Annotated in this window: 24 protein-coding genes; 2 read left to right on the plus strand and 22 right to left on the minus strand. The window is 35.6% G+C overall.

Annotated elements, in window-relative coordinates; translation table 11 throughout:
- Positions 1 to 134: 134 nt before the first annotated feature.
- The 16 genes from I6G50_RS06255 to I6G50_RS06330 all read right to left on the minus strand — a co-directional run bounded on the left by I6G50_RS06255 (position 135) and on the right by I6G50_RS06330 (position 15,290).
- Positions 135 to 755, minus strand: a complete 621-nt coding sequence (locus I6G50_RS06255) for a GNAT family N-acetyltransferase (protein WP_197908269.1) — start codon at positions 753 to 755, stop codon at positions 135 to 137.
- A complete protein-coding gene (locus tag I6G50_RS06260; protein WP_003136011.1) occupies positions 745 to 1,200 on the minus strand; it encodes a MarR family winged helix-turn-helix transcriptional regulator in 456 nt (151 codons plus the stop codon). The genes I6G50_RS06255 and I6G50_RS06260 overlap by 11 nt, the downstream gene beginning before the upstream one ends.
- A 140-nt stretch (positions 1,201 to 1,340) precedes the next feature.
- The gene (locus tag I6G50_RS06265) at positions 1,341 to 2,306 is read right to left on the minus strand and encodes an NADPH:quinone reductase (protein WP_197908270.1); all 966 of its coding nucleotides are present in this window, start codon (positions 2,304 to 2,306) and stop codon (positions 1,341 to 1,343) included.
- Positions 2,307 to 2,422: 116 nt separating this feature from the next.
- On the minus strand, positions 2,423 to 2,803 hold the full coding sequence (locus tag I6G50_RS06270; RefSeq protein ID WP_081168484.1) for a MerR family transcriptional regulator: 381 nt from the start codon (positions 2,801 to 2,803) through the stop codon (positions 2,423 to 2,425).
- Positions 2,804 to 2,812: 9 nt separating this feature from the next.
- Positions 2,813 to 3,667 (minus strand): aldo/keto reductase, encoded by an 855-nt coding sequence (locus I6G50_RS06275; RefSeq protein WP_197908271.1) that lies wholly within the window; start codon positions 3,665 to 3,667, stop codon positions 2,813 to 2,815.
- 17 nt (positions 3,668 to 3,684) lie between these two features.
- Positions 3,685 to 4,080: a cupin domain-containing protein gene (locus I6G50_RS06280; protein WP_197908272.1), complete on the minus strand. Its 396-nt coding sequence runs from the start codon at positions 4,078 to 4,080 to the stop codon at positions 3,685 to 3,687.
- A complete protein-coding gene (locus I6G50_RS06285) occupies positions 4,067 to 4,390 on the minus strand; it encodes a carboxymuconolactone decarboxylase family protein (RefSeq protein ID WP_197908273.1) in 324 nt (107 codons plus the stop codon). Before I6G50_RS06285 ends, I6G50_RS06280 begins: the two co-directional genes overlap by 14 nt.
- Positions 4,391 to 4,518: 128 nt before the next feature.
- Complete coding sequence (locus I6G50_RS06290; RefSeq protein WP_197908274.1) at positions 4,519 to 6,540, minus strand: KUP/HAK/KT family potassium transporter; 2,022 nt, start codon at positions 6,538 to 6,540, stop codon at positions 4,519 to 4,521.
- A gap of 214 nt (positions 6,541 to 6,754) precedes the next feature.
- On the minus strand, positions 6,755 to 7,837 hold the full coding sequence (gene wecB, locus I6G50_RS06295) for a non-hydrolyzing UDP-N-acetylglucosamine 2-epimerase (RefSeq protein WP_197908275.1): 1,083 nt from the start codon (positions 7,835 to 7,837) through the stop codon (positions 6,755 to 6,757).
- A gap of 35 nt (positions 7,838 to 7,872) precedes the next feature.
- A complete protein-coding gene (locus I6G50_RS06300) occupies positions 7,873 to 9,012 on the minus strand; it encodes a GGDEF domain-containing protein (protein WP_197908276.1) in 1,140 nt (379 codons plus the stop codon).
- Between the two features lie 15 nt (positions 9,013 to 9,027).
- Positions 9,028 to 9,708 (minus strand): EAL domain-containing protein, encoded by a 681-nt coding sequence (locus I6G50_RS06305; protein WP_197908277.1) that lies wholly within the window; start codon positions 9,706 to 9,708, stop codon positions 9,028 to 9,030.
- Between the two features lie 66 nt (positions 9,709 to 9,774).
- On the minus strand, positions 9,775 to 10,461 hold the full coding sequence (locus I6G50_RS06310; RefSeq protein WP_197908278.1) for an EAL domain-containing protein: 687 nt from the start codon (positions 10,459 to 10,461) through the stop codon (positions 9,775 to 9,777).
- Positions 10,462 to 10,501: 40 nt separating this feature from the next.
- Positions 10,502 to 12,625 (minus strand): glycosyltransferase, encoded by a 2,124-nt coding sequence (locus I6G50_RS06315; RefSeq protein WP_420028278.1) that lies wholly within the window; start codon positions 12,623 to 12,625, stop codon positions 10,502 to 10,504.
- Positions 12,626 to 12,948: 323 nt separating this feature from the next.
- Complete coding sequence (locus tag I6G50_RS06320; protein ID WP_003136028.1) at positions 12,949 to 13,629, minus strand: ABC transporter ATP-binding protein; 681 nt, start codon at positions 13,627 to 13,629, stop codon at positions 12,949 to 12,951.
- Position 13,630: 1 nt separating this feature from the next.
- Positions 13,631 to 14,704 (minus strand): ABC transporter permease, encoded by a 1,074-nt coding sequence (locus tag I6G50_RS06325; protein ID WP_003136029.1) that lies wholly within the window; start codon positions 14,702 to 14,704, stop codon positions 13,631 to 13,633.
- Positions 14,705 to 14,726: 22 nt separating this feature from the next.
- Positions 14,727 to 15,290, minus strand: a complete 564-nt coding sequence (locus I6G50_RS06330; protein ID WP_003136031.1) for a TetR/AcrR family transcriptional regulator — start codon at positions 15,288 to 15,290, stop codon at positions 14,727 to 14,729.
- A 216-nt stretch (positions 15,291 to 15,506) separates the two neighbouring features.
- Between I6G50_RS06330 and I6G50_RS06335 the strand changes: the two genes are divergently transcribed.
- Positions 15,507 to 15,710 carry a CsbD family protein gene (locus I6G50_RS06335; protein ID WP_003136033.1) on the plus strand — a complete coding sequence of 68 codons (204 nt, stop codon included), beginning with the start codon at positions 15,507 to 15,509 and terminating at the stop codon, positions 15,708 to 15,710.
- A 50-nt stretch (positions 15,711 to 15,760) separates the two neighbouring features.
- Here I6G50_RS06335 and I6G50_RS06340 read toward each other — a convergent pair whose 3' ends face one another.
- On the minus strand, positions 15,761 to 16,549 hold the full coding sequence (locus I6G50_RS06340; protein ID WP_197908280.1) for a Cof-type HAD-IIB family hydrolase: 789 nt from the start codon (positions 16,547 to 16,549) through the stop codon (positions 15,761 to 15,763).
- Between the two features lie 175 nt (positions 16,550 to 16,724).
- On the opposite strand from I6G50_RS06340, the gene I6G50_RS06345 reads away from it, so the two are divergent.
- Positions 16,725 to 18,638 (plus strand): collagen binding domain-containing protein, encoded by a 1,914-nt coding sequence (locus tag I6G50_RS06345; protein WP_197908281.1) that lies wholly within the window; start codon positions 16,725 to 16,727, stop codon positions 18,636 to 18,638.
- A 38-nt stretch (positions 18,639 to 18,676) separates the two neighbouring features.
- Here the strand turns inward: I6G50_RS06345 and I6G50_RS06350 are convergent, their stop codons facing one another.
- From I6G50_RS06350 to I6G50_RS06370, 5 genes are all read right to left on the minus strand, one after another.
- The gene (locus I6G50_RS06350) at positions 18,677 to 19,339 is read right to left on the minus strand and encodes a Crp/Fnr family transcriptional regulator (protein ID WP_081168811.1); all 663 of its coding nucleotides are present in this window, start codon (positions 19,337 to 19,339) and stop codon (positions 18,677 to 18,679) included.
- 72 nt (positions 19,340 to 19,411) lie between these two features.
- Positions 19,412 to 19,645, minus strand: a complete 234-nt coding sequence (locus I6G50_RS06355; RefSeq protein ID WP_197908282.1) for a heavy-metal-associated domain-containing protein — start codon at positions 19,643 to 19,645, stop codon at positions 19,412 to 19,414.
- A gap of 12 nt (positions 19,646 to 19,657) precedes the next feature.
- Complete coding sequence (locus I6G50_RS06360) at positions 19,658 to 19,942, minus strand: iron-sulfur cluster repair di-iron protein, ric (protein ID WP_081168807.1); 285 nt, start codon at positions 19,940 to 19,942, stop codon at positions 19,658 to 19,660.
- 75 nt (positions 19,943 to 20,017) lie between these two features.
- Positions 20,018 to 21,871, minus strand: coding sequence for a heavy metal translocating P-type ATPase (locus I6G50_RS06365; RefSeq protein ID WP_197908283.1), 1,854 nt, complete (start codon positions 21,869 to 21,871; stop codon positions 20,018 to 20,020).
- A 127-nt stretch (positions 21,872 to 21,998) separates the two neighbouring features.
- The gene (locus I6G50_RS06370) at positions 21,999 to 22,664 is read right to left on the minus strand and encodes an MIP/aquaporin family protein (protein ID WP_197908284.1); all 666 of its coding nucleotides are present in this window, start codon (positions 22,662 to 22,664) and stop codon (positions 21,999 to 22,001) included.
- Positions 22,665 to 22,696 lie beyond the last annotated feature (32 nt).

Raw genomic sequence — 22,696 nt, forward strand, 5'->3', positions numbered from 1 at the left:
TTTTTTGTAAAATATTTTGATTGATTCTCTTATTAATATAAGTTAAGCTGTTAATATTGTGAAGTATCGCTCCGCTCATATAAAAAAGATTAGCCAAAGGGCTAATCTTTTTTATTTATAGATAAGTCTTGTTTTTATCTCTGAGTCAATCTTTTACTAAAAAGCATAGCGGTTAAGTCTGTTTTACTTTTTCCAATTTTTAACTGAATATCACGCGCGCCTTCTAAAACGAAACCTTTGTGTTCATAAAATTGGTAAGTACATCCCGAATCTGTATATAAAAATATTTCTTTACCTGGTTCTCGTGCTTCTAGTTCTTTCAGCAAAGTTGTACCCACACCTTTTATTTTTTTATCTGGATCGGCAGCTAAGAATAAAATTTCACCATCAGGCTGTGTTTTGCTTTTGTAGATATTCAGAAGGTCCTTATTTGTGGCTTCATATGTCCCGAGGCCACCACTTGCATAAAGAGATTGTAAGAAGCCAAAAGCTTTTATATATAGCTTTTGTCCCAAAGTTTGCTTAATTTTCGGTTCTCCATAAACTTCTGCGAGCAATAAACCAACCAATTCATCCTCCATATAGGCTGCAATAACTTGGGTGGCCTTTGATAATTCTAGATAGAGGAAGTATTTACCATACATATTGATGATAGATGGATTTTCCCCATATCGGTCAAAGCTCATGCCCTTTACAGCAAATTTTATAGCTTTTTGGTAATCTTTTTGGTCTAATTCACGTATTTCAAGCTTCATCTTCCTTATCCTCCATTACTTTTCGGGCATTTTGTAATAAACTATCTGTGAAAATTTTCGTACTTTCAAGAAATTTTTGAGCATTGTCTAATCCGAATTCCTCTATTACACGAGTCTCAAAAAGATCCGTTTGACCTTGAATTTCCTCAAACACTTCTCTGCCTTTATCGGTAAAAATGATAAACTTCTCTTTAGCATTTTTTCCCTTAGTTAACTCAAGTATTTCTTGTTTTTGCAACTTCAAAAGCAAACTATGAACGGTTGATTTAGGCAAAAAGAGTGTATCACTGATTTCTTTTTGTGTAACTTCATTTTTTTCATCAACGATATATAAAGTCATCAATCCATTAAAGGTCAAGTTATATCTCTGAGCTACCAAGGCATAAGCTGTGTCAACCTTCCCTAAAGCCGTGCTAAATTCAGTCATTAAATCACGATGGTGCATATTATTCCTCCGATTTTAAAGTTAGAAGCGTTTTTAGTACGAAGTCGTACCATTTAATTATAGTACGTTTTCGCACTAAAGTCAAGCCTTCTTTAAAATAAAAAATACCAGATTAAAATCCAGTATTTTATAACAAGTTTTCACACATTAACAGAAAGAATGACTTTTCCTAAACTCCCTCGGTTGTCCATAATATAATCTTGAGCTTTATCTGCTTCATTCAGAGGGAATACTTTGTCAATAACTGGTTTAACACCGTTTTCCAATCCAGACAAGAGTAATTTGGTATTTTCTTCAACTTCGTCAGCAGTAATATTCGACAGCAAGAGGCCAGTCACAGTTGCTTCCTTCATCATAAGTAATCTTGGGTTAATTGTTATCTCCCCTCGATTTCCTACAATAACTATCTTACCCTGCTTACCAATTACTTCTAAATCATTTTGTAAGTTTACATTGGCCAACATTTCAATAATCACATTTATACCATAGTTTTTGATTTCATCAATATAGCCATCCTTATGGTGATTAAAGACATAGTCTGCACCTCGGTCTCGAAGAACTTGAAGTCCTTCTTCTGAACCAGCAGTGGCAATCACTTTTGCTCCATATAATTTTGCAAATTGGAGCATCAGGGTTCCGACACCTCCACTCGCACCATGAATGAGTAGAAGATCACCAGATTTTATATCAGCTTTTTGCTTTAAAGCATAAAGTGCGGTTAGTCCACTTGATCCTAGTGCTGCTCCCTCATTATAAGACATATTTTCTGGGAGGAAGGTTACTTCTGTTTCTTTGCAAGAAATTCCTTGGGCATAAGTCCCCGACTGCGCATTGCTGTCTACTGTCAAAAAGACTCTGTCTCCTGGTTTGAAAGTCTTGACGTTTGCGCCAACAGACTTCACAATACCTGCTCCATCTTTTCCGGGTATATAAGGCAGGGAGGGAAGCTGAGCATAGGTCCCTTGACGTACATATGTTTCTACAGGATTTACCGCAGCAGCTCTTAGTGATACATAAAGCTCATCATCTTTAAGAACTGGCTCTTCTACTTCTTTATACTTCAGTACACTGCTGTCTCCAAACTCAGATACTTCTATAGCTTTCATATTCTTCTCCTCCTTATTTTAACTCTTATATAAATCATTATATAGCAAGAATACGTGTTTGTATAGCAGATACTTTAGAGTATTATAGGAACAAGAAAGTAATTTTTATGGAAATACTAAGGTTTTTTGAGCTTTCCTTCATATTTCAGCATATGGTCTTCATAATGATTAATTTTTTCTTCTAATATATCGTGCATATGTTGGAGTTCCGACTGCTTATCTTCGATTACTTTTAGCTGCTCGGTCAGCAGTGTTTTTCTCGCATCAATAGTCTGCTCACCTCTTGCAAATAAGTCAATATATTCGATGATCCTCTCAAGTGATACTCCAGCACTTCTCATACAACTTGTCCAATGAATCCAGTCTTCATCTTCTTCATCATAATCTCTATATCCAGAAGAATTTCGTGTCACTGCTGGGATGGCCTTAACCCTCTCCCAATATCTTAAAGTATCTGCAGGAATACCATACTTTTCACTGATTTGCTTTATGTTCATGAACTACTCCTATTTTTGATAAACGGGGAAAACTTTATTTTCTTTAGAATATTCAATTTTAGTAAAATTATCAAGTCTTTTGATATCTGAATCTCCAATAATGAAATCAACATCAGCATTATTTCTCATATGGTCGAGACTTGATGCTTTTGGTAAGGGCAGCAAACCCAGTTGCAAAAGATAGCGTACTGCGAGTTGTGCCACAGAAACACCATATTTATCCGCTATTTCTTTTAGCGCTTCATGTTTAAACATATCCCCATGGCCAAATGGAGAATATGCTTCGACTAAAACATCATGTTTTTTACTGTATTCGATTACTTCTGAGGGAATATTCCCAATATGTGCCAAGACTTGGTTAACCATTGGTGGGATTTTTCCATGGTTAATTAAGTTTTCCAAGTCAATAGTTTCAAAATTAGATACACCTATAGCTTTAAGTTTTCCTTCTTCATAAGCTTCTTCTAAGGCTTTCCAGGCAGCAAGATTTCCTTCAAAATAGCGTTCCTTACCTAAGAAATCATTCCAAGGTTTAGGAGAATGGATAATCATCAAGTCGATTGAATCAAGTCCCAGTTTTTCCAAAGACTCTGCTATAGCAAGTTTTGCTTGGTCGTAGTCTTTAATTTCTGCATGTAGCTTAGTAGTCACAAATATTTCATCACGCGCTATACCTGACTCACGGATGCCTCGTCCCACTCCTGCTTCATTTTCATACGCCTCAGCCGTATCAATATGACGATAACCAGCTTGAAGTGCTTCTTTTACCGCACGGGCAGCTTGTTCATTGTCGAGTAACCAAGTGCCAAAACCAAGTTTAGGAATTTTTACTCCATTTATTAATTCATATGTATCTGTAAGCATCGTTATTTTCTCCTTAATTATAAATCTTTATAAGCCTTATCATCAACCGCTTCGAGCCACTCGGCTTCACCAGCAGTTATAGCAATGTGACTCATCCATGAGTCTTTTTTGGCTCCATGCCAATGCTTGATGCCATCTCTTGTTACAATGACATCTCCTGCTTTAAGAGACTGGGCTTTCTTCCCCTCTTCTTGATACCAGCCTTCCCCATCAGTAATTAGTAAAATCTGATAACCTGAACGATGAATGTGCCAGTTGTTTCGGGTGCCTGGTTCAAAGGTCACATTGGCTGTCATATAAGGAATTTCTTCTTCAGGGGGTACAAGAGGATTCAAGTAGCTCTTTCCTATGAAATACTGTGCATATGCTGTGTTAAGTTCACCCATGCCAAATAAGGGTTTATTTTCGCTCATTCCAAATCTCCTTTGCTTGATTAAATGCTGACCATGCATTTGGCCAGCCGACATAAAAGGCAAGCTGAGTAATTAATGCAGCCACTTCGTCCTTTGTCATGCCGTTCTCTTTTGCTTTCTTTAAATGGAAAGTAAGTTGCTCGGTGGCACCTTTACTTATCAGAGCACTCAGTGTTATGATGGAGTGAACTTTAGGAGAAAGCGTCGCATCCGCCCAGACTTCTCCAAAAAGTATGTCATCATTATATCTCGCAAAATCTGGAGCAAAATTTTCTAAAAGATCTCTTCCTGCTGTTATTTTCTCTGTCATCTTATCCCTCCTTAAGGTTGATATGTGCATTATACACCTTAGAGTGGACTCCAAGGCAAGAAATAAGTCTTTTCTTTTGTTTTATTTAAATAAAAAGCAGTTAGAATGCTAACTGCTTTTTATATTTCTTATTTATATGTTTCAGTGACATCATCGCCTTCTTCTGGTTTTGGACGTTCCTGTATGCTGAGATTGTGAACATCTGACAAAATCAATGGAACTCTCTCAAGCGATACCTCCGAGAATTGTAAACCAAACCAGCGGTCAGGTGTAGCTGTATAGCGCTTAATGTTGGCTTTTGTCTTCAAAACAAAGCGGTCAAAACTTGGCAGTTTTTGAGCATAGGTCACGCGCTCTTCAATCACAATAAATCTAAAATCTCCCACATCACGCCCTGGCATAGTGGTATATTTTTGCTCCTGCTTAGGCAATCTGCCTGATTTAATCAAGTCTTTCACAATTGTTCGTAGATAGCGCGGAACTTCCTGCTTCATACGGAAACCTAAGTAAAGATGAACCTTCACGATATAATCAGTTCCCATCATATCCACTTCATACTCTGAAGTCCATGGCTCATCGGTTACTTTAACATTCACGAACCAATATACTTCTGCTTTCTTCGGACGTTTATCAAGAATTGAATACAAGATAGAACGATCAATGAAATCGCCCTCCATCTTGTTGCTCATATAAACAATATTTGTTTGATAAAGGTCCATCTCCTTATCTTCTTTCAGCTCCTTGAGCTGACCTTTGAAGTCATTGAGATCTAAAGACTTGATATATTTATTAACACTTTTATTTGATTGGAACCAGATAAACATAACAAAGATAATCAGAGCCGCCATTATAACCACGACATAACCACCGTGCACGAATTTTGCTGCTGAAGCAATAAAGAAGATTACTTCGATACTTGCAAAAAAGGCTGCAATCAAGTAAGCAAAAGGCTTTTTAATTCCTTTATGGATTAAGTAGTAAGCCAAAAGGATAGTTGTCATGAGCATGGTAATCGTAATGGCTAGACCATAAGCGGCTTCCATGTGCTCTGCACTTCTAAAATAAAGCACAATACTGGTGGTTGCTAGCCATAAAGCCAAATTCACTGCTGGAATGTAAAGCTGTCCGAGAGTTTTCCCAGGATAATAAATACGCATCATAGGTAAAAGTTTCAAACGAATAGCTTCTGAAACTAAAGTAAAGGAGCCGGAAATCAATGATTGTGATGCAATAATCGACGCAAGTGTAGCAAGAATAACAGCATAAATCATCATCTCTGACGGAATAACCGCGAAGAAAGGGTTCATTCCTCCGAGGTCACCACCTCTATGCGCTAACAACCAAGCACCTTGTCCACAGTACGATAAGACAATGGATAACTTCACGAAAGGCCAGCTGACATAAATGTTGCCACGTCCCACATGGCCAAGGTCTGAATAAAGGGCTTCAGCACCTGTTGTAGCAAGGAAAACCGATCCTAAAATGAAAAGGCCTGCTTTGTTTTCTGGACTTAACAATAGATGTACAGCATAATAAGGATTAATAGCCTTGAAAATCTCAAGATTGGCAAAGGAATTCAGAATTCCTGTTGTTGCCAGAAAGCCAAACCAAATCAGCATGATAGGACCAAAAAGCTTGCCTACCATTCCCGTACCAAACCTTTGTATGAGGAAAAGGAAGGCCAGAATAATTAAAGTAGTCACCACAACTAATGATTGGTTGGCATATAGTTCTCCTAGCCCGGGGACTCCCTTTAGACCTTCAACTGCTGAAGTTACTGTTACCGCTGGAGTCAACGCGCCATCTGCCAGTAAAGTAGCTCCCCCTATCATCGCCGGTACGATTAGCCATTTAGCCATACGACGGACTAAAGTGAAGAGGGAAAATATTCCGCCCTCTTGATGGTTGTCAGCCCTTAAAGCTATCAAAACATATTTAACTGTAGTAATCAGGGTTAGCGTCCAAATAACAAGAGAAACTGCCCCTAAGATAAAGTTCTCTGAAATATTCTGCAAGCCGCCTTGTCCTGAGACAATGGATTGCATAGTATACAACGGACTTGTACCGATATCACCATAAACTACCCCAAGTGCGATAATAAAGCCCGCTGAAGTAGCCTTGTTAAACGATTTTTCACTCGAATAACCCATACAAAAACCTCTTTCATTCTTCTAAAAGGTAGAAGTATACACTTCTCCAGAAACTTTGTGAGATGGTAAAACATAAATTGTCTCAGTTTCTTAAGAATCATTATAACAGTTTCCCCCAAAAACGCTACTAATAACTTTTAAATATCCTATATTTTTTAGATTATGAGAGTGTAAAATAAAAAAGTTATTGGATTAGCTCCATTAACTTTTTATCTTAATTTCCCAAATACTGATCAATAGCATCCAGAATCTTTTCACTGGCATGTCCATCCCCATATGGGTTTTGGGAGTTGCTCATTTTTTGATAGACTTCCTCATTTTCAATAAGTTCACGGATAGCGCGGTAGACTTCTTCTTGCCCAGTACCCACGAGCTTAAGAGCCCCTGCTTCAACGCCCTCAGGACGTTCGGTTGTGTCACGTAAAACAAGAACAGGTACACCAAATGACGGAGCTTCTTCTTGCACACCACCTGAATCTGTCAAAATAATATAACTTTCATTTTCCATGCGGTGGAAATCAACAACATTTAGTGGTTCAATCAGGCGAACATTTGGTAAGTCACCAAGTATGCGATAAGCAATTTCTCGGACTTTTGGATTTTTGTGAAGCGGGTAGACCATTTCAAATTGCGGATAGTCTCTACAAATATCTTTAATGGCTCTAAAGACATTTTCCATTGGCTCCCCAAGGTTTTCACGACGATGCATGGTAACAAGAATCTGACGACGATCTTTTTGCAGATGAGCAGGAACCGTGAACCTTAAGGCATCAATGGCAGTGTTCCCTGTAACATAGATATTATCTGCTGCATGATTTTCTTTTAGCAAATTTTGCTTACTCTCTTCTGTTGGTGCAAAATAGATATCTGAGAGAACATCTGTTACTTGTCGGTTCATCTCTTCTGGGAAAGGAGAATATTTGTTCCAAGTTCTTAAACCAGCTTCAACATGTCCCAAAATAACTTTATGGTAAAAAGCGGCGATAGAGGCTGCAAAGGTTGTGGAAGTATCGCCATGTACCAGCATTATATCTGGAGACTCTTCTACAAGCACTTGGTCAATTGCATCAATCACTCGCGTAGTAATTTGACTCCGAGTTTGATTTTTTCCCATAATATCCAAGTCATAATCAGGTACTATCTCAAAGATGTCCAAGACTTGATCTAACATTTCTCTATGCTGAGCAGTTACAACTGTCACTGCTTGGAAGCGAGCATCTTTTTCTATAGCCTTGACCAAAGGTGCCATTTTTATTGCTTCAGGTCGTGTTCCAAAGACAAGCATTATTTTTTTCATATCTTCTTCCATTTCTACTTTTTCTAGCTTTCCTTTTAAACATAATAGACTTGATTTTTTCCGTTTGCTTTTGCTACATACAGATTTTTATCTACCTTATCAATAATCGTTTCAGGGTTCTTTTCATCAGTTATTTCAGCAACACCTACAGAGATTGAGACGTTAAATGGAATATCATTATATGCAAACTCTTTATCTGAAATATTCTTCGTAATTTGAGTCATCATCCTATAGGCTTCCTCACCTGTCTGGTTTCTAAATACTATGAAAAATTCATCACCACCATATCGGAAAAGCTGTCCATTACTGTGTTCCTGCATCAATAGTTCTCGGATATCTGTACTAATTTCTCTAAGGACGTAATCTCCTGCTAAGTGTCCATAGTTGTCATTAATAGATTTAAAAGCATCTATATCAAACAAAGCAATTGAAAAGCTAGGCACATTTTTACTGAATAGAACTTCATTAAGCACATCCTCGAATTTTTTACGATTATAGGTACCTGTTAAAATATCAATATAGGCATCTCGCTTCAAATCTGAATACATCAATGCAATGATACTGATCAAATAAATAGCGACCTTCGCAATAACTAACACAGCAAGAATCTTAAAGAAAATACCTATCGTATAACTTATCGGAACATGGAATTGGGAAATTGCTACTAAAACGGCTGCAAGTGTGATAAAAACACTCAGGAAAAAGTAGGATATATAGTGCGCCGTGATGACTTTTCGATAATTGCATAGTGCATAAATAACTAACCAAAACAGAGTCAAGCCTGAGAGCACTAATAAGGTGGATCTCAAATGAAAACCATAGACATGCAAGTACAAAAGATAGTATATGATAAATTGAGGCAATATTTCATATTCAATATTTTTATAGAGCGGTGTAACCAGATAGACCACAGAAATTGCAATAAAAACTAGCGAAATATCACTGATGAGGTAACCATATGGCGAGCCTTGGTCAATATCACTAAATAAAAATTTAAGAAGGATAATAAAAAGTGCAAAATTACTCGAATTTAAAATATAAGCTGTGATTTTATTTTGATCCAATTGGTAGTATTGAATCATATATTTAGCAATAAACATTATACCCAGTACAGTTGGCATCAAGAAAATTTTATCAATAAAGTTACTTCCTAATATATCTTCAATATGAATCATCTTTCTTCTCCTCCATTAGAAGTCATGAGGCCTGTCATAATAATAAGTTTGCTGAAGCCATTCCTTGGGAAAAGCCGCAAGAACTTCTTCCTCTTCGACTCCCTCTATAACAATCTCTTTTTCAAGAAACGCGATAGTATTCACAATAGAAAATATAAATTTCTGCAACTCATCATGAGATAAATAGCTATTAAAATCTAATGCAGAAATTTTAACACGGTCCACATAAGCATTTAGTACAAACAAAGTTGTGTAATGGTTAATACCCGACAGAAAATCATCTAAGGCGATGGCGTATCCCATTTCCTTAATTGATTTTATTGCTTCTAAAGGTAAAACATTTTCTTCATCATAGCAATTTACCGGTAAACGTTCAGTAAGCTCGATTCTTAACCTGTTTTTATATTTGAAATCTCTCAAAAATTCGACAGTTTCATCAAAATAAAGTTCTTGGTAATCCAAGTTTAGGGAGTAGGTGTAATCGTCTTTCTTAAGTTGTTCTTGCAATAGTTCATCTAATCGTTTTAAGTACAAATTGTGTTTCTCATGATCTGAGACTATCTCATCAAACATTTCACTTGGAAAATAGCAGCCGTCTGATGTTCTTAAACGTAATAATAGCTCGTATTCTACTTCTTTATCCTCAGCAAAATTAATAATTTTCTGTCTATAAAAAATTAATTCATCAAATTTCAAACCTACTTTTCTCCTCTATATAAAAATGGTGGGTTCTTTTTCTTCTCCACGGGGGAAAAGAACCCTTCATCCCTGGATTGATTTTTGAGGGGGCCCATATAGGTAACCTTGCCTCAAATTAATTTTAAGTAAATCAACAAGCTTCTCATCTTCCTTGGTTTCAACACCAGATACCACTAGTTCAAGTTGATACTTCTTTGCCAGTTTAAGCCAAAATTTAATGGTTAAATCTAGCCATTTTTCCTTATCATTAAAATGTCGCATATCCAGCTTTAATATATCGATTAAAGGGAGCAAGCGGTGAATATTTCGTGCAAAATAAAATTCTGCACCAAGATTATTAATGGAGAAAAGTATACCATAAGTTTTACAATATTTAATTCTACGGCTCACCCTTCTTAAATGCTTCAATTTCACAATCTCATTATGCGAAATTTCAATAACAATATCGAAAGGCTTCAACTCTTCCACGATTGATTGAATAGATTTTTTAAACTTCCGGCTCAGAAATTGTTGAATTGTTAATTTTATTAAAACTTTAAAATGTTCAGCTTCAACATCAACTATACCTTCTTTTATCTGATCTTTTAATATAAAAAACGGGAGGGAGTCAATATTTGGAGGAAGTATCCATTCTTGCTCAGCATTTTGTTCTCTCAGTACACACTCCGCACCTTTGATTTTACGTTCTTGGTCATATATTTTATTGTAAAAATATATATAATTATTTTCGTCAAAAATCTTTTTTTTCAAAGTTACTTCCTTTCTAATCTACATGAGTTAAATTTAAAATCTAAGCCTGACGTTTCGTTTTATCCCAAGTATTTTGTGAATTGAAATATCTGAATATTGCTTGAGGATATATCTGACTCAGTATAATGAGAAACTTTGTTAAATAATAAGCATCTTTCAGAACATGACTGATTTTAAATTTTTCTTGATTATTTCTATTATAAAGAACTGCCCAAACAATATTGATAAGAAATATATAGAAAACCATAAAAATAAATACCAGAACAAAGCTTTGCACTGCTTGTGTGAGACCATATATTAATAGTGTCCCAAATAACACAATACCTGTGTAGATAACTACCATATATTCTATAGCCATGAGCCATGGCTTGATTAAGGTAAAGCAAAGCTCTGTCTTTTGCTTGAGTTCTAAGTTTTCGGACTTAATAATTGGGAAAATATATTTAAAGGTCTGAATATTTCCTTGCGCCCATCTCACGCGCTGTTTAACCAAGGACATCGGATCATCATAAATACCCGTTTGTTTTATTTTAATATCATCATATTGCACATTACGTACATTATATATGTCTGAGAGAAACAGGCGCAGTGATAAGTCAAAATCTTCGACTAGTGAAGTTGTCCAAGGCGCTTCATGCAATGAATAAAGCGTACTTAGTTTACAAAACTGCCCATTTCCACCAAAAGCTACGGTATTAGTTTTACTTCTTAAGGACTGTGTCGCATTGATGATTTCTCCGAACTCTAAATCCTGAGAAGTGTCTCGGTTTCGGTTGATGACTTGAACTTTAGACTGTAGACCTGTTAGCTCAAAGTCTGAATTAAAGACCAAGTTAACTTTATCAAAATAGTCTGTTTCCACACTCGAATCAGCATCAATAATCGTGATAAGCGTTTCTTCAAAAATATAGCCTTTATCTAGATAAGATTCTGTTATTTTTTTATAAGCCCAGTTGAGAGCCTCTCCTTTTCCTTGTTGTGCCTCAGGCTGGAATCTTTGTAAGAGATGAAATCTCTTATTACCCTTAAACTCCTCTACTTCTTTAACAGTATTGTCTATACTGGCATCATCAATCACATAGATATCTAAGTTCTCATAATTTGTATTCAATAGACTTTTGACAGTGTTTTTGATGACAAGTTCTTCATTCATGCAGGGAATCAATACAAGGATACGATGGTGTGTTTCTATTTTTACATGGCTTAATTCACGGGTGTAGCTCTTTGTACTATAGGCATACCACAGCAATATTGTTTCTAATGTATAGTAGATAAATGTAAGAATTGAAAAGAAAATGGCAAACCACGTTAATTTATCGATAAGAATCTCAAATATCTCTTTAAGATAACTTAAACCCCAAAACTTATTTTCAAAAAGAAAAACGAGGGGCAGAACAGATATAACATACAGTAAGAGCTTCTGATCGGACCTAAAATAATTCGAAAGTCCAGTATATATACTCTCACCAATCAAAGCAATTACCATTACTATCTGTACAAGTAATAAGAAACGTGATATTAACTGTGCATTAACCTCAGGGCTTAAAACATTTAAAAGTATTGCCCCAAAAACAACAAGAAAGACAGCTAAAACAGCCCAAATGAATTTACCTATCTTCTTTTGAAACTTTTTAAAAAGCGCCATCGCTGAAAAAACAACAATTATAAATTCTAAAAGTAAAGTCATAATAACCAAGAAGGTTTGGATATTGCTAAAAAGAGCAAAAGTTTCTTGATTTATAGATAAAAAGGCAAAAGCAGGGACAAGTGCTATGTAAAATCCCGACAAACCAAAGGCCCATCTTTTTATTTCTATATCGCTTATGCCCTCTTTATGTTCGGAAAAAACGCGGAAGAGCCCGACATAAATAAGAAGGCTTAAAGCATTAAAGAGGGGAATAGGTTTTAAACCATGACCTAGAAAAACACCTGCTTCTAATATAAAGATGAGAGACAGCATTAAAAATATAAGGACTGTTTTCCAAGATCTTTCTCTATCCCTTTGTGTTGATATAATATAAACCATTATCAAAATAGGAGCAACTAATAGCACGGTTGAACTTAAGTTTTGATAAAGTGTCCCACGGCTCAAGGATAATAAAACATCAACAGTTAAAGTCACACCTAAAAAGGCATAAATCATCCTATAAATACTTACTTCCATTTTTTTCACTACTACAACTCCCTATTCTAACTTTTCCTTCGTGAATATAATGTATTTATAATAAAAAAATATTATATTATCTCATATCCTTTACACATCTCTTTGTTCTCTCTTAATTATATATTAAAGAAGTTAATACTTCAATTTAATAATTCATAGAGAAGTATTTTAATCTTATTTTATTTTTTGCCATTATTTGAAAGGATACAGTCTAATAATTTAGATAATTTACCTCTATTCTTAAAAATTTTATTTTAGAGAAAAAGAGAATAAAGTATAAATAAAAAAAGAGGTAAATACTACCTCATTTTTTTAGCTAACTTTTAAAAATCATCGACTTTAAAAAGATTACCATCCTCAATTCTATAAACACTGTCACTATTTTTTATCATACGCGAGTCGTGTGTAACCATGATGGTCGCTTTATTTTTTTCATGGGCTTCTTTTCTTAAGATATCCACTACCTGATAGGCTCTCTCAGTATCTAAACTGGCTGTGGGTTCATCAGCTAGAATTAAGCTGGGATCATTATACAGCGCGCGTGTTATCGCTACACGTTGCCTTTCCCCACCTGACAGTTCACTCGGATATTTATTTTGTAATTCTAGAATATCTAAAGAATCTAGCATTTCATTAATTTTATCTCGATTGATACTTTTTTTATTTATCTTATCTACAAGTTTTAATTGCTCTCCAACTGTGAGATAAGGGATTAGATTAGAAGCTTGTAAAATAAAACCGACTTCCTTAAATCTAACTTTTGAGCGCTCTTTTTCAGAGAGCTTGTTAAAATTAATTGTGTTTATCTTCGTCGTACCAGTTGTTGAGGACTGCAAGCCACCTGCTATTGTCAAAAAAGTACTTTTACCAGATCCAGAAGGGCCTATAATAGAAATAAATTCTCCTGCTTGAACACGCAGGTCAATTCCTTTTAATGCTTGAACTTCTGTTCGGCCTGTACCAAAGCTCTTTGTGACCTCATCCATAAGTAAAATTTCTTTCATTTTAACCTCCAATTGCTTGTGTAGGATCAATTTTTCTAATCGTGTAAAGAGAGAACACAGAGCCCAATATCGAAACGAAAATCAGGATAAGACTATAAATAGCCCAGATAGAAAAATCAATTGAAAACGGCATTGCTTGCGGGAGCACAAAGCTTGTCAAATAACTTCCGAAAAATGCTAAAGCTACTCCCACTAAAGACAGCCAGAAACTTTGCCATAAGATGGATTTCATAATATGGAAGTTTGAGATTCCCTGCGCCTTCATAATCCCAAAGATAGGCACTTTTTGCAAGGTAATAACGTACATAAATACAGCAATGATTAACAGCACTATTAAGAACAAGAAATAAATCATGGCATTCAAGGTTGTTTTCTGAGCAGAGTAACCTGGGATATTATCTATCAGTTGTGAAATAGTTATGACATTTAACTTATCCCCACTTGTACCTTTAAGGCTTACATTCCCAGATTTTACAATTACCCCATTAACGGAAGCATCAGCAGGAGCTGCATTCATATTTTTAATCGCTGAAAGAGTAGTGAAGGAACCATAAACAACGGGAGTTGCCGAATAATAAGTTTCTTTTACAATACCGACAATTTTTAATTCAACGTCGTTATTGCCTACTTTGATTTTATCTCCGACTTTATAACCTTTGTCTGCTAAGTTTTTCGGAATAATTATTTCTTTACCATCTTCTGAGAAGTTTTCACCGTCCTCAATACTCGGCATAACATTGGAGTCCGTGGGCAGGCCCATCACAGTGATATTTTCTCTCTGGTCATTTCCTTGATTAATAGATGTCGAGAAAATGGAAACAGGAGATAAAGCATCTCCTTCAATCTTTTGAAGTTCTGCTTCAGATATTTGCGAAGCCGATAAAATATTATTAGAGCTATCCGAAAGTACGATCTTTTCTGCATTCCAGTCTACAACTGCCTGCTTGAATTGACTCGCTAAGCCTGTTGATAGACCAGAAAGAATAAAAACAACATATGAAACTAAAAAGATTATTGTTGCAATCAAGGCATACCTTGTTTTGTAGTAAAAAATTTCTTTAAGTGATAAAAACATATATGTCTCCTCGTTCTCCTTTTTAGTGATGAATATGGCTCATTGAAACGCCATTCATAATAATTGCGATTTCATTGTCGTAATGTGTAATAAACTCATTGTCATCCCATTCCTCAGCAAACAATCTGTAGACAAGGTCATGAACCACTGATTTGAAAACAGAAATCATGGGTGAGACAGGTTCTTTTGTCACAAATGTTTGATGGTTATACTTTTTCCAAGCCAAGCTTAACTCATAGTTCCAGTCTAAAAATCTGTACTTATAAAGGGAATAATTTTCATTATGTACCAACTCTTTTAACAATAAGTGTTTGTATTCTTCCAAAGCTTCCATTAATGGAAGTTTCTGAATCAAATCTATAAAAAGATTATGAAGCTCCTTCGTCTCTTGAGACAGGACATACATGTAACAGTCCGTTAAATCTTCAAAATACTGATAAAAACTGCCACGCGGAATTTCCAAAGCTTGCACGATGTCCCTGACCGTTGCTTGATGAAAAGGTTTATCAGAAAATTCTTTTTTACAAACTGCGTAAATGCGTTGCTTTTTTGATTCTGGAAGTTTGAGATATGTAGCTTTAGGCACTTTCCTTCTCCTGTTTTTAGGTTTGAAATGACACCGTGTCACTTTTATAAAGTTTACCAAATTCAAATACCCACGTCAAATATATTAGCTTTTACTTAAGGATAACTTAGGTCTGCTACCCCAATAAAAAGGAGACTCAATTTGCAAGTTGAATATATTGCAAATTGAGTCGATAACCAGTAAAATGGAAGTATAAATAACAAGGAGGAATTTTTTATGACAGACAGAGGTACAGTAGACAAACTTAAAGGTAACACTAAAGAAGTTGTTGGTGATGTTACAGGTGATGACAAGAAAAAAGCTGAAGGCTTCCTTGATAAAACAATCGGTAAGGTAAAAGAAGTTGCTTCAGATATCAAAGACGCATCAGAAGATGCTGTTGATGGTGTCAAAGAAAAGATGGATCACCACAAAAAATAAGATTTTTAGAAATCTAAAAAAGCACATTAAGAATGTGCTTTTTTGTTTGTTCATTGAATGATTTTCTCTATTTCAGCCAGTACTGCTTTTTCTCTATTGCTTCCGATAATCTTTTTTGACTTTGCCTTCGCTTGATCATTGGCATTTGCAACAGCATAAGAATAGCCCGCCATTTCTAACATTTCCAAGTCATTATTGGCATCACCAAATGCAGCTAAATCCTCTGCTGAAAGTTCTAATTCACTTAATACTTTCTTAATTGCCGCTCCTTTATTACTTCCTTCAAGTACAATATCAAGATAGATATTTCCACTTGTCACAGCCTTTATACCTTCTTTAAAATTGGCATTTAATTCTGCTGTAACTGTAGTCAAATCTTCTTCTGGGATGATAGTTGCAAATTTGACAAATGTATCATCAGGTAATTTATCAAAAGAAGGAAGGAGTTGTAGCTTTTCATAATATTTGTGAGCAAAAGTTTCAAATTCTTCCGAAACAGAGTCTAAAGTATAGGCACTTTGAGCACCACATAAGACCACCGGTATATTATGGCTTGAAAGCAAACCAAGTACATCTCTCACTTCATCATGTGTAAAACTCGAAACCATTTCCATATCATCATTAATTGTGATAATACCACCATTTTCAGAAATAAAAATAATATCTGTTGTATCCTCGAAATACGACTTTAATTTAAAATACTGATTACCACTTGCCACAATAAAACGAATACCTTTTTTATTTAAGGCTTCCTGTATACGCGAAAAGTGCTTTTTATCATAAGTAGACTTCTCATCTAAAAATGTTCCGTCCATATCTGTTGCGATAGCTGTTATCATTTGATTGACTCCCCTTTGCTATCCTCTATTTTATCAAATTATATATTTTTATGTTAATTATATTCTGAGGTAAGTCGCTTCCTTTGTGTTTTGAAAATCAATTTGCTAAAATTTTTAACAGACTGAAAAAGTCAATTAACGAAAAAGAAAGACAAAAAGGAAAATATATTTTTATATGAAACGAACAATTCAGATATTGCTCATTTTTTTTACCGCTTTTTTTGGTTTGCTCCTTTGCCCCACTAAAGCATCAGCAGCCGAATTAAGCAATACCAACTTTATTGATAGTATCCACTTTTCTGATACTAACCTTGTACAAGGCCAGACGACTTCTTTGCGTGTAGAATTTAGTAGTAAAGACGATATTAAAGTAAAAGCTGGAGATACCATTACCTTCTTACTTCCGGATGAACTCCAAGGTATGACTGAAACTGACGGTTCACCTCGGGCGGTAGCTTTAGGCGAACTTGGGCAAGCTTTAATCTATAAAGACCGCGTTATTGCCACCTTTAACGAAAAGGTAAATGATCTCGAACGTGTGAAAGGTCATTTTAACTTTGGTATAGAAGCAACACGCACAAAGAATCCAAATAAGACCACTATCACAACGAATTTAAACACCACTGCCATAGCGCAGGAAATCACGATTCAAGGTGATACTGGAGAAAATGAACAACCTGGAGTTCTTCCTTTTTTCTGGAAAAGTGGCGATATGCTGGGCGAGAAGAATACTGTGCGCTGGTTTATCAATGCGAATATGAACAAGGAAGATTTGTCAGGCGATATTGTTTTAACTGATACACATGGTGCAGGACAACAGCTTGATACAACATCTTTCAATGTCATCATTGATAACTCTTTAGGGCGTTTCCAACTCACTGGAGATGAATTTGTGGCTCAAGGGTATGGCAGTATTGAAGTACATACGGATGATTCTTTTGTTATCACAATCAATCGTGAGCACGCGCGTCTAGCCTCTTTCAGCTTTATGTACAGCACAAATATTACAGATAACACAATTAAATCTTTTACCAATACGTGTGACATTAGCTATCAGCCTTATGGAGAAAATGCTATTCAAGATCAAGGAAGCTTTGATGTTGTCAATCTCTTTGCAGATGGTGATGCGAATGGTGAAAAAGGTATCAAGGAAGCAAATGAAGAAACCCTCATTGATGAATCGGAAAAACTTGAAGAGATTGACCCTATCATTCCTGAGAATATAACACCTACCGATACTGAAGATAATACAAACAATACAGCTGAGTCTCATCAAATAGAAACAAACATCGACACCTCCGAAGAAACAATTACGGATGAATCGGAAAAACTTGAAGAGATTGATCCTATCATTCCTGAGAATATAACACCTACCGATACTGAAGATAATACAAACAATACAGCTGAGTCTCATCAAATAGAAACAAACATCGACACTTCCGAAGAAACAATTACGGATGAATCAGAAATGCTTGAAGAAATTGACCCTATCGTTACTGAGAATATAACACCTACGGATACTGAAGATAATACAAACAATATAGCTGAGTCTCATCAAATAGAAACAAACATCAGCCCATCCGAAGAAACAATTACGGATGAATCAGAAATGCTTGAAGGGATTGATCCTATTATTCCTGAGAATATAACACCTACCGATACTGAAGATAATACAAACAATATAGCTGAGTCTCATCAAATAGAAACAAACATCGACACTTCTGAAGAAACAATTACGGATGAATCGGAAAAACTTGAAGAGATCGACCCTATCGTTACTGAAAAAATTACGCCTACCGATATTGAGGATAATGCAAACAATGCAGTAAAAATAAATCCTGTTGATATCAATGAAGTGAGTAACGAAAAAAATCCAGCTAAGCAAAAACACACCTCACTTCAGACAAGTACTACAGTTGAAATCCAAAACTTATCTACAGGGGTTACCTCTCAAAATGTTACAGTCCAACAAGGAAAAGCATTGCCTAAAACAGGTGATACTAAGAATTATCTTCTTAACATTCTTGGACTACTCCTTCTTAGTATAACTTCTGCAAGTTTTTTCCTTCGCAGAAAGAACAAAATTTAAAGTAAAAAAAATGCACTCATAATGGAGGCATTTTTTTCTTAGGTAAGTTCTTCTAGATAGTCTATATCTGTTACAAAAATCTCTCTACCGTTCCGCTGAATCGCCTTTTTTTCTTCTAGCTCTCTAAACTTTCTTGACAGTGTTTCTGGTCTTGTTCCTAAAAATATTGCAAGTTCCTTCATTTTTAGTGGCAAAGAAATATTCTTTGTATGATTATCCACCATCAAATCCAGAATATAGGCGGCAAGACGTCCTTCTACTTTTTCTCGCATTAGATATTGGGTATGTTGTTCTAAGCTGGAAGCTTTCTTTGCATTCATTTCTAGCAATTTGAGGGCCAACCGTGGGTAAGTTAATAATAATTTATTAAAGTCCGATTGCCTAAGGATACAAATTTCAGTAGCGCATAGTGCTTCGGCAAAATTCGTCTTGTTTTCCACACCAAAAAGCTGATTTTCCCCTTCATATTCGCCTGTTTCCAGTACCCGAATAAGATGTTCCTTTCCAGTCATAGCCAGACGATAAACACGCATGCTCCCTTGAGCTACAATGATTAAACGGGGTTCCGAATCTGGTGTGAATATCATTTCGCCTTTTTCTAGCGATTGATGAACCAGCAAGTGTTCAATCCGCTCCTGCTCCTCAATCAACAAGTGGTTAAATAGTGGTACAAGACCCACACACAAATGAGCTTGGGGCATAATGATTTTCCTCTCAAAATTCTATTTAGGTGTTGCTTTTATCATCATAACATATGAAAGAGACTAAGTGTTTCACAGTAATTTTTCTACAGCTTTTTCTACCCTATAGCCAAGGCTTTCCACTGCTTTACCGATATCATTAAGCGTTACCTTTTCAGAGTCAAATTTTGCTTTAAGTTTATGTGCATTGAACATCATGGTAACACTATCTTTATCGACACCCTCAATGCGGGTTACAGCCTTCTCTATTTTTTGCACACATGTTGGACAGGCAAGTGTTTCTAATGTCAAAACTGCCTTTTTCATCTTCACTCTCCTTTACTTTTCAACTTTATAAATTGTGTCAGCTTCTTCTAATAAACAGTATGTTTTTTCAAATGTCTGACATACATCATTGGGAATTTTATAATCATCCGTGATTTCTCTCAAACGCTTGAACTCTGAGTCTAAGTTTTCTTCTCCTGCTTTTTCTTGGATTTTTAAGTAAATAGCTCTGACTTCAAAAACTTCTGGATGATTATCTCCATGTGCTTTAGTGATAGCATGGCTATATAAATCCAAGACTTCTTTATTTTTCTTTAAATAAGTTTGTAATTTATCCATTTTATTGCTCCTCTCTTATTTATATGAACAGTATAAAACTATATCTCAAATAAAAAATTGATAATAGTCAAGATTTTATTTATTTTTCAGTGAAAAATTTAGTAACCTCATCCCGTTTAAAATCACAATCAATATACTGCCCTCATGAACCAACATCCCAATCATCATATTCATCCAATGACTAAAGATAAGACTTAAAAGTAAAAAGATTACTACTGCTATGGCTATAATAATATTTCCCTTCATGTTTCGAGTAGTTGCTTTACTCAATCCCAAAGCATAAGGCAATTTATCTAAGTCTGAGTTCAACAAGACCAAGTCAGAAGTTTCAATTGCGACATCTGTACCATTTCCCATGGCAACGCCGACATCAGCATGTGCTAAGGATGGGCTATCATTAACCCCATCCCCTACAAAAATGACTTTTTTTGACTGTTCTTGTAGATTTTTTATAAAGGTAGCCTTATCTTCTGGATGCATATTTCCATAAGCCTGTTTTATTTCTAGCTCATCAGCAATGAGATTTACAGTATCTTGGTTATCTCCTGAAAGTAGAATGAGCTCTTTCATTCCAAGTTTTCTCATTTTTTGAAGATTTTCTCTTGCATTTGGTCGTATCTTATCGCGGATACCTAGCAAAAGTTGGACTTTTTTATCTATGGCTAGTAAAACGATTGAATTTCCTCTTTGTTCTAAAGCTTTTGTATCTTTATCTATTTTCACACTCATCTCCACCTGATTGTTCTCCATCAACCTCAGATTGCCAACTAAGACTTCACGTCCTTTAATCTGCGCACGTATTCCTCCTCCTTTTATTACTTCTGTCTGTTCTATTTTTAACTTTTCATAGTTTTTGATAGAGGAGACAATAGCTTTAGCTAAGGGATGATCTGATTCTTCCTCCACACTTGCTAAATAATCTAGACTGTTCTCTACCTCGCCGTAAATGATTTGTTCTGATACTTCTGGATTGCCTAAGGTTAAGGTTCCTGTTTTATCAAAAACGACGGTATCTGCCTGACTCAGTTGGCTCGTCACCTCACTCCCTTTAAGTAAAATACCTTTTTTAGCTGCATTTCCAATTCCTGAAACATTCGATACAGGTACACCAATAACCAGAGCGCCCGGACATCCGAGTACCAGAATCGTAATTGCTAGTTCGAAATTATGAGAGAAAATCCAAACAAACAAAGATAATATTAAGATTATGGGTGTGTAGTATTTTGAAAACCTATCAATGATTTTTTCCGCCTGAGACTTGGAGTCTTGAGCTTCCTCCACAAGTTCAATAATTTGACCAAAAGTCGTTGCTTCTCCGACTTTATCTGCTTGAACTTGTAAGGTACCATTTTCTAAGAGAGTTCCCGCAAAAACCTCTGCTCCTTTTCTTTTTCGCTGAGGTAAGGATTCACCCGTGATATTAGCTTCATTTGTATACCCTTGACCATTTAAAATAGTCCCATCTACTGGAATCTTTGATCCTGTTTTTACTAAAAGAATATCTCCTTCTGCCACTGATTCAATATCTTTTTCGATAAAGTCTCCATTTTCAGTTTTGAGTAGCACTGTTTCAGGAATCATGGAGACCAGTTTATTTAAAGCTGTGCCTGTTTTTCGCAAAGTTATTTTTTCTAGATATGCGCCAAATAGGAAAAGAAAAACAACAACAGCAGCTTCTTCGTAATTCTTAATGAAAAAAGCACCAACTACAGCTATCGTAACGAGTAGATCAATACTAATGAAGTGGATACGAAGAGCTTGAAAAGCTTGAATAGCAATCGGTATAAGACCTATAATTGCGGCACTTATTAATAAAACGCCTTCTATCTCTACATTTTTCAATACGAAATGGGACAATAGTGCTAAGATAAGCAAACCAGCATTGATAAAAGTCATCTTATCCTTTTGTTTCAGAAAATATTTTTGCATGATTATTTCTCCTTCTTTAGTCTATAGTTGAAGTATAACTTTCTTCCAAAGAAAAAAACTTGATAAAAATCAAGTCTGTTCTTTATTTAAATAAAAAGAGCAGAATATTCTTTCTGCTCTTTTAGCTTTATTCTTCGCTGCCCATAAGTTTTGCGGCTACAGCTGCAATAGCTGAACCTACCAATGGAGCTAATAAGTATACCCAGTAATGTGACAAGGCTGTTCCGCCTGCAAAGACTGCAGGTCCAAAGCTACGTGCTGGATTTAATGATCCACCAGTCAAATTTAAGGCTACAATAATCAAGAAAGATAATACTAAACCGATAGCAATTGGGGCCAAAGCAACATTACCATACTTTTCACTTGTAACCATCAAAATAACAAATACAAATAGGAAGGTAATAATTGCTTCAAATAAGAAAGCTTCCCCTGCTGTAATATTTGGAAAATCTGTTTGTCCAAAACCATCTTTAGGCAAGTTCAGTGCCTTGATAAAGATTGAGAGAACTGCAGAAGCGGCGATAGCCCCTACAAATTGTGAAATGATATAAGCAATACCATCTTTGATTTCCAAACGTTTGTTAATCATCATCGCAAGAGACACTGCAGGGTTGAAATTCCCTCCAGATACTCCTCCAACGGCGCAAGCCATAATAGTTATAGCTAAACCAAAAGATAAACCAATTCCCAAATAACTAATAGCCGTATCACCAGTGTTGGCAATCGCTACTGTCCCTGTACCTAGAAATACAAGAACAAATGTTCCAATAAATTCTGCAAAATATTTTCTCATAAAAATAAAATCCTTTCTTCATTAATATTATA

Origin of the sequence: Lactococcus garvieae (assembly GCF_016027715.1) — a bacterium.
Classification (GTDB): Bacteria; Bacillota; Bacilli; order Lactobacillales; family Streptococcaceae; genus Lactococcus; species Lactococcus garvieae_A.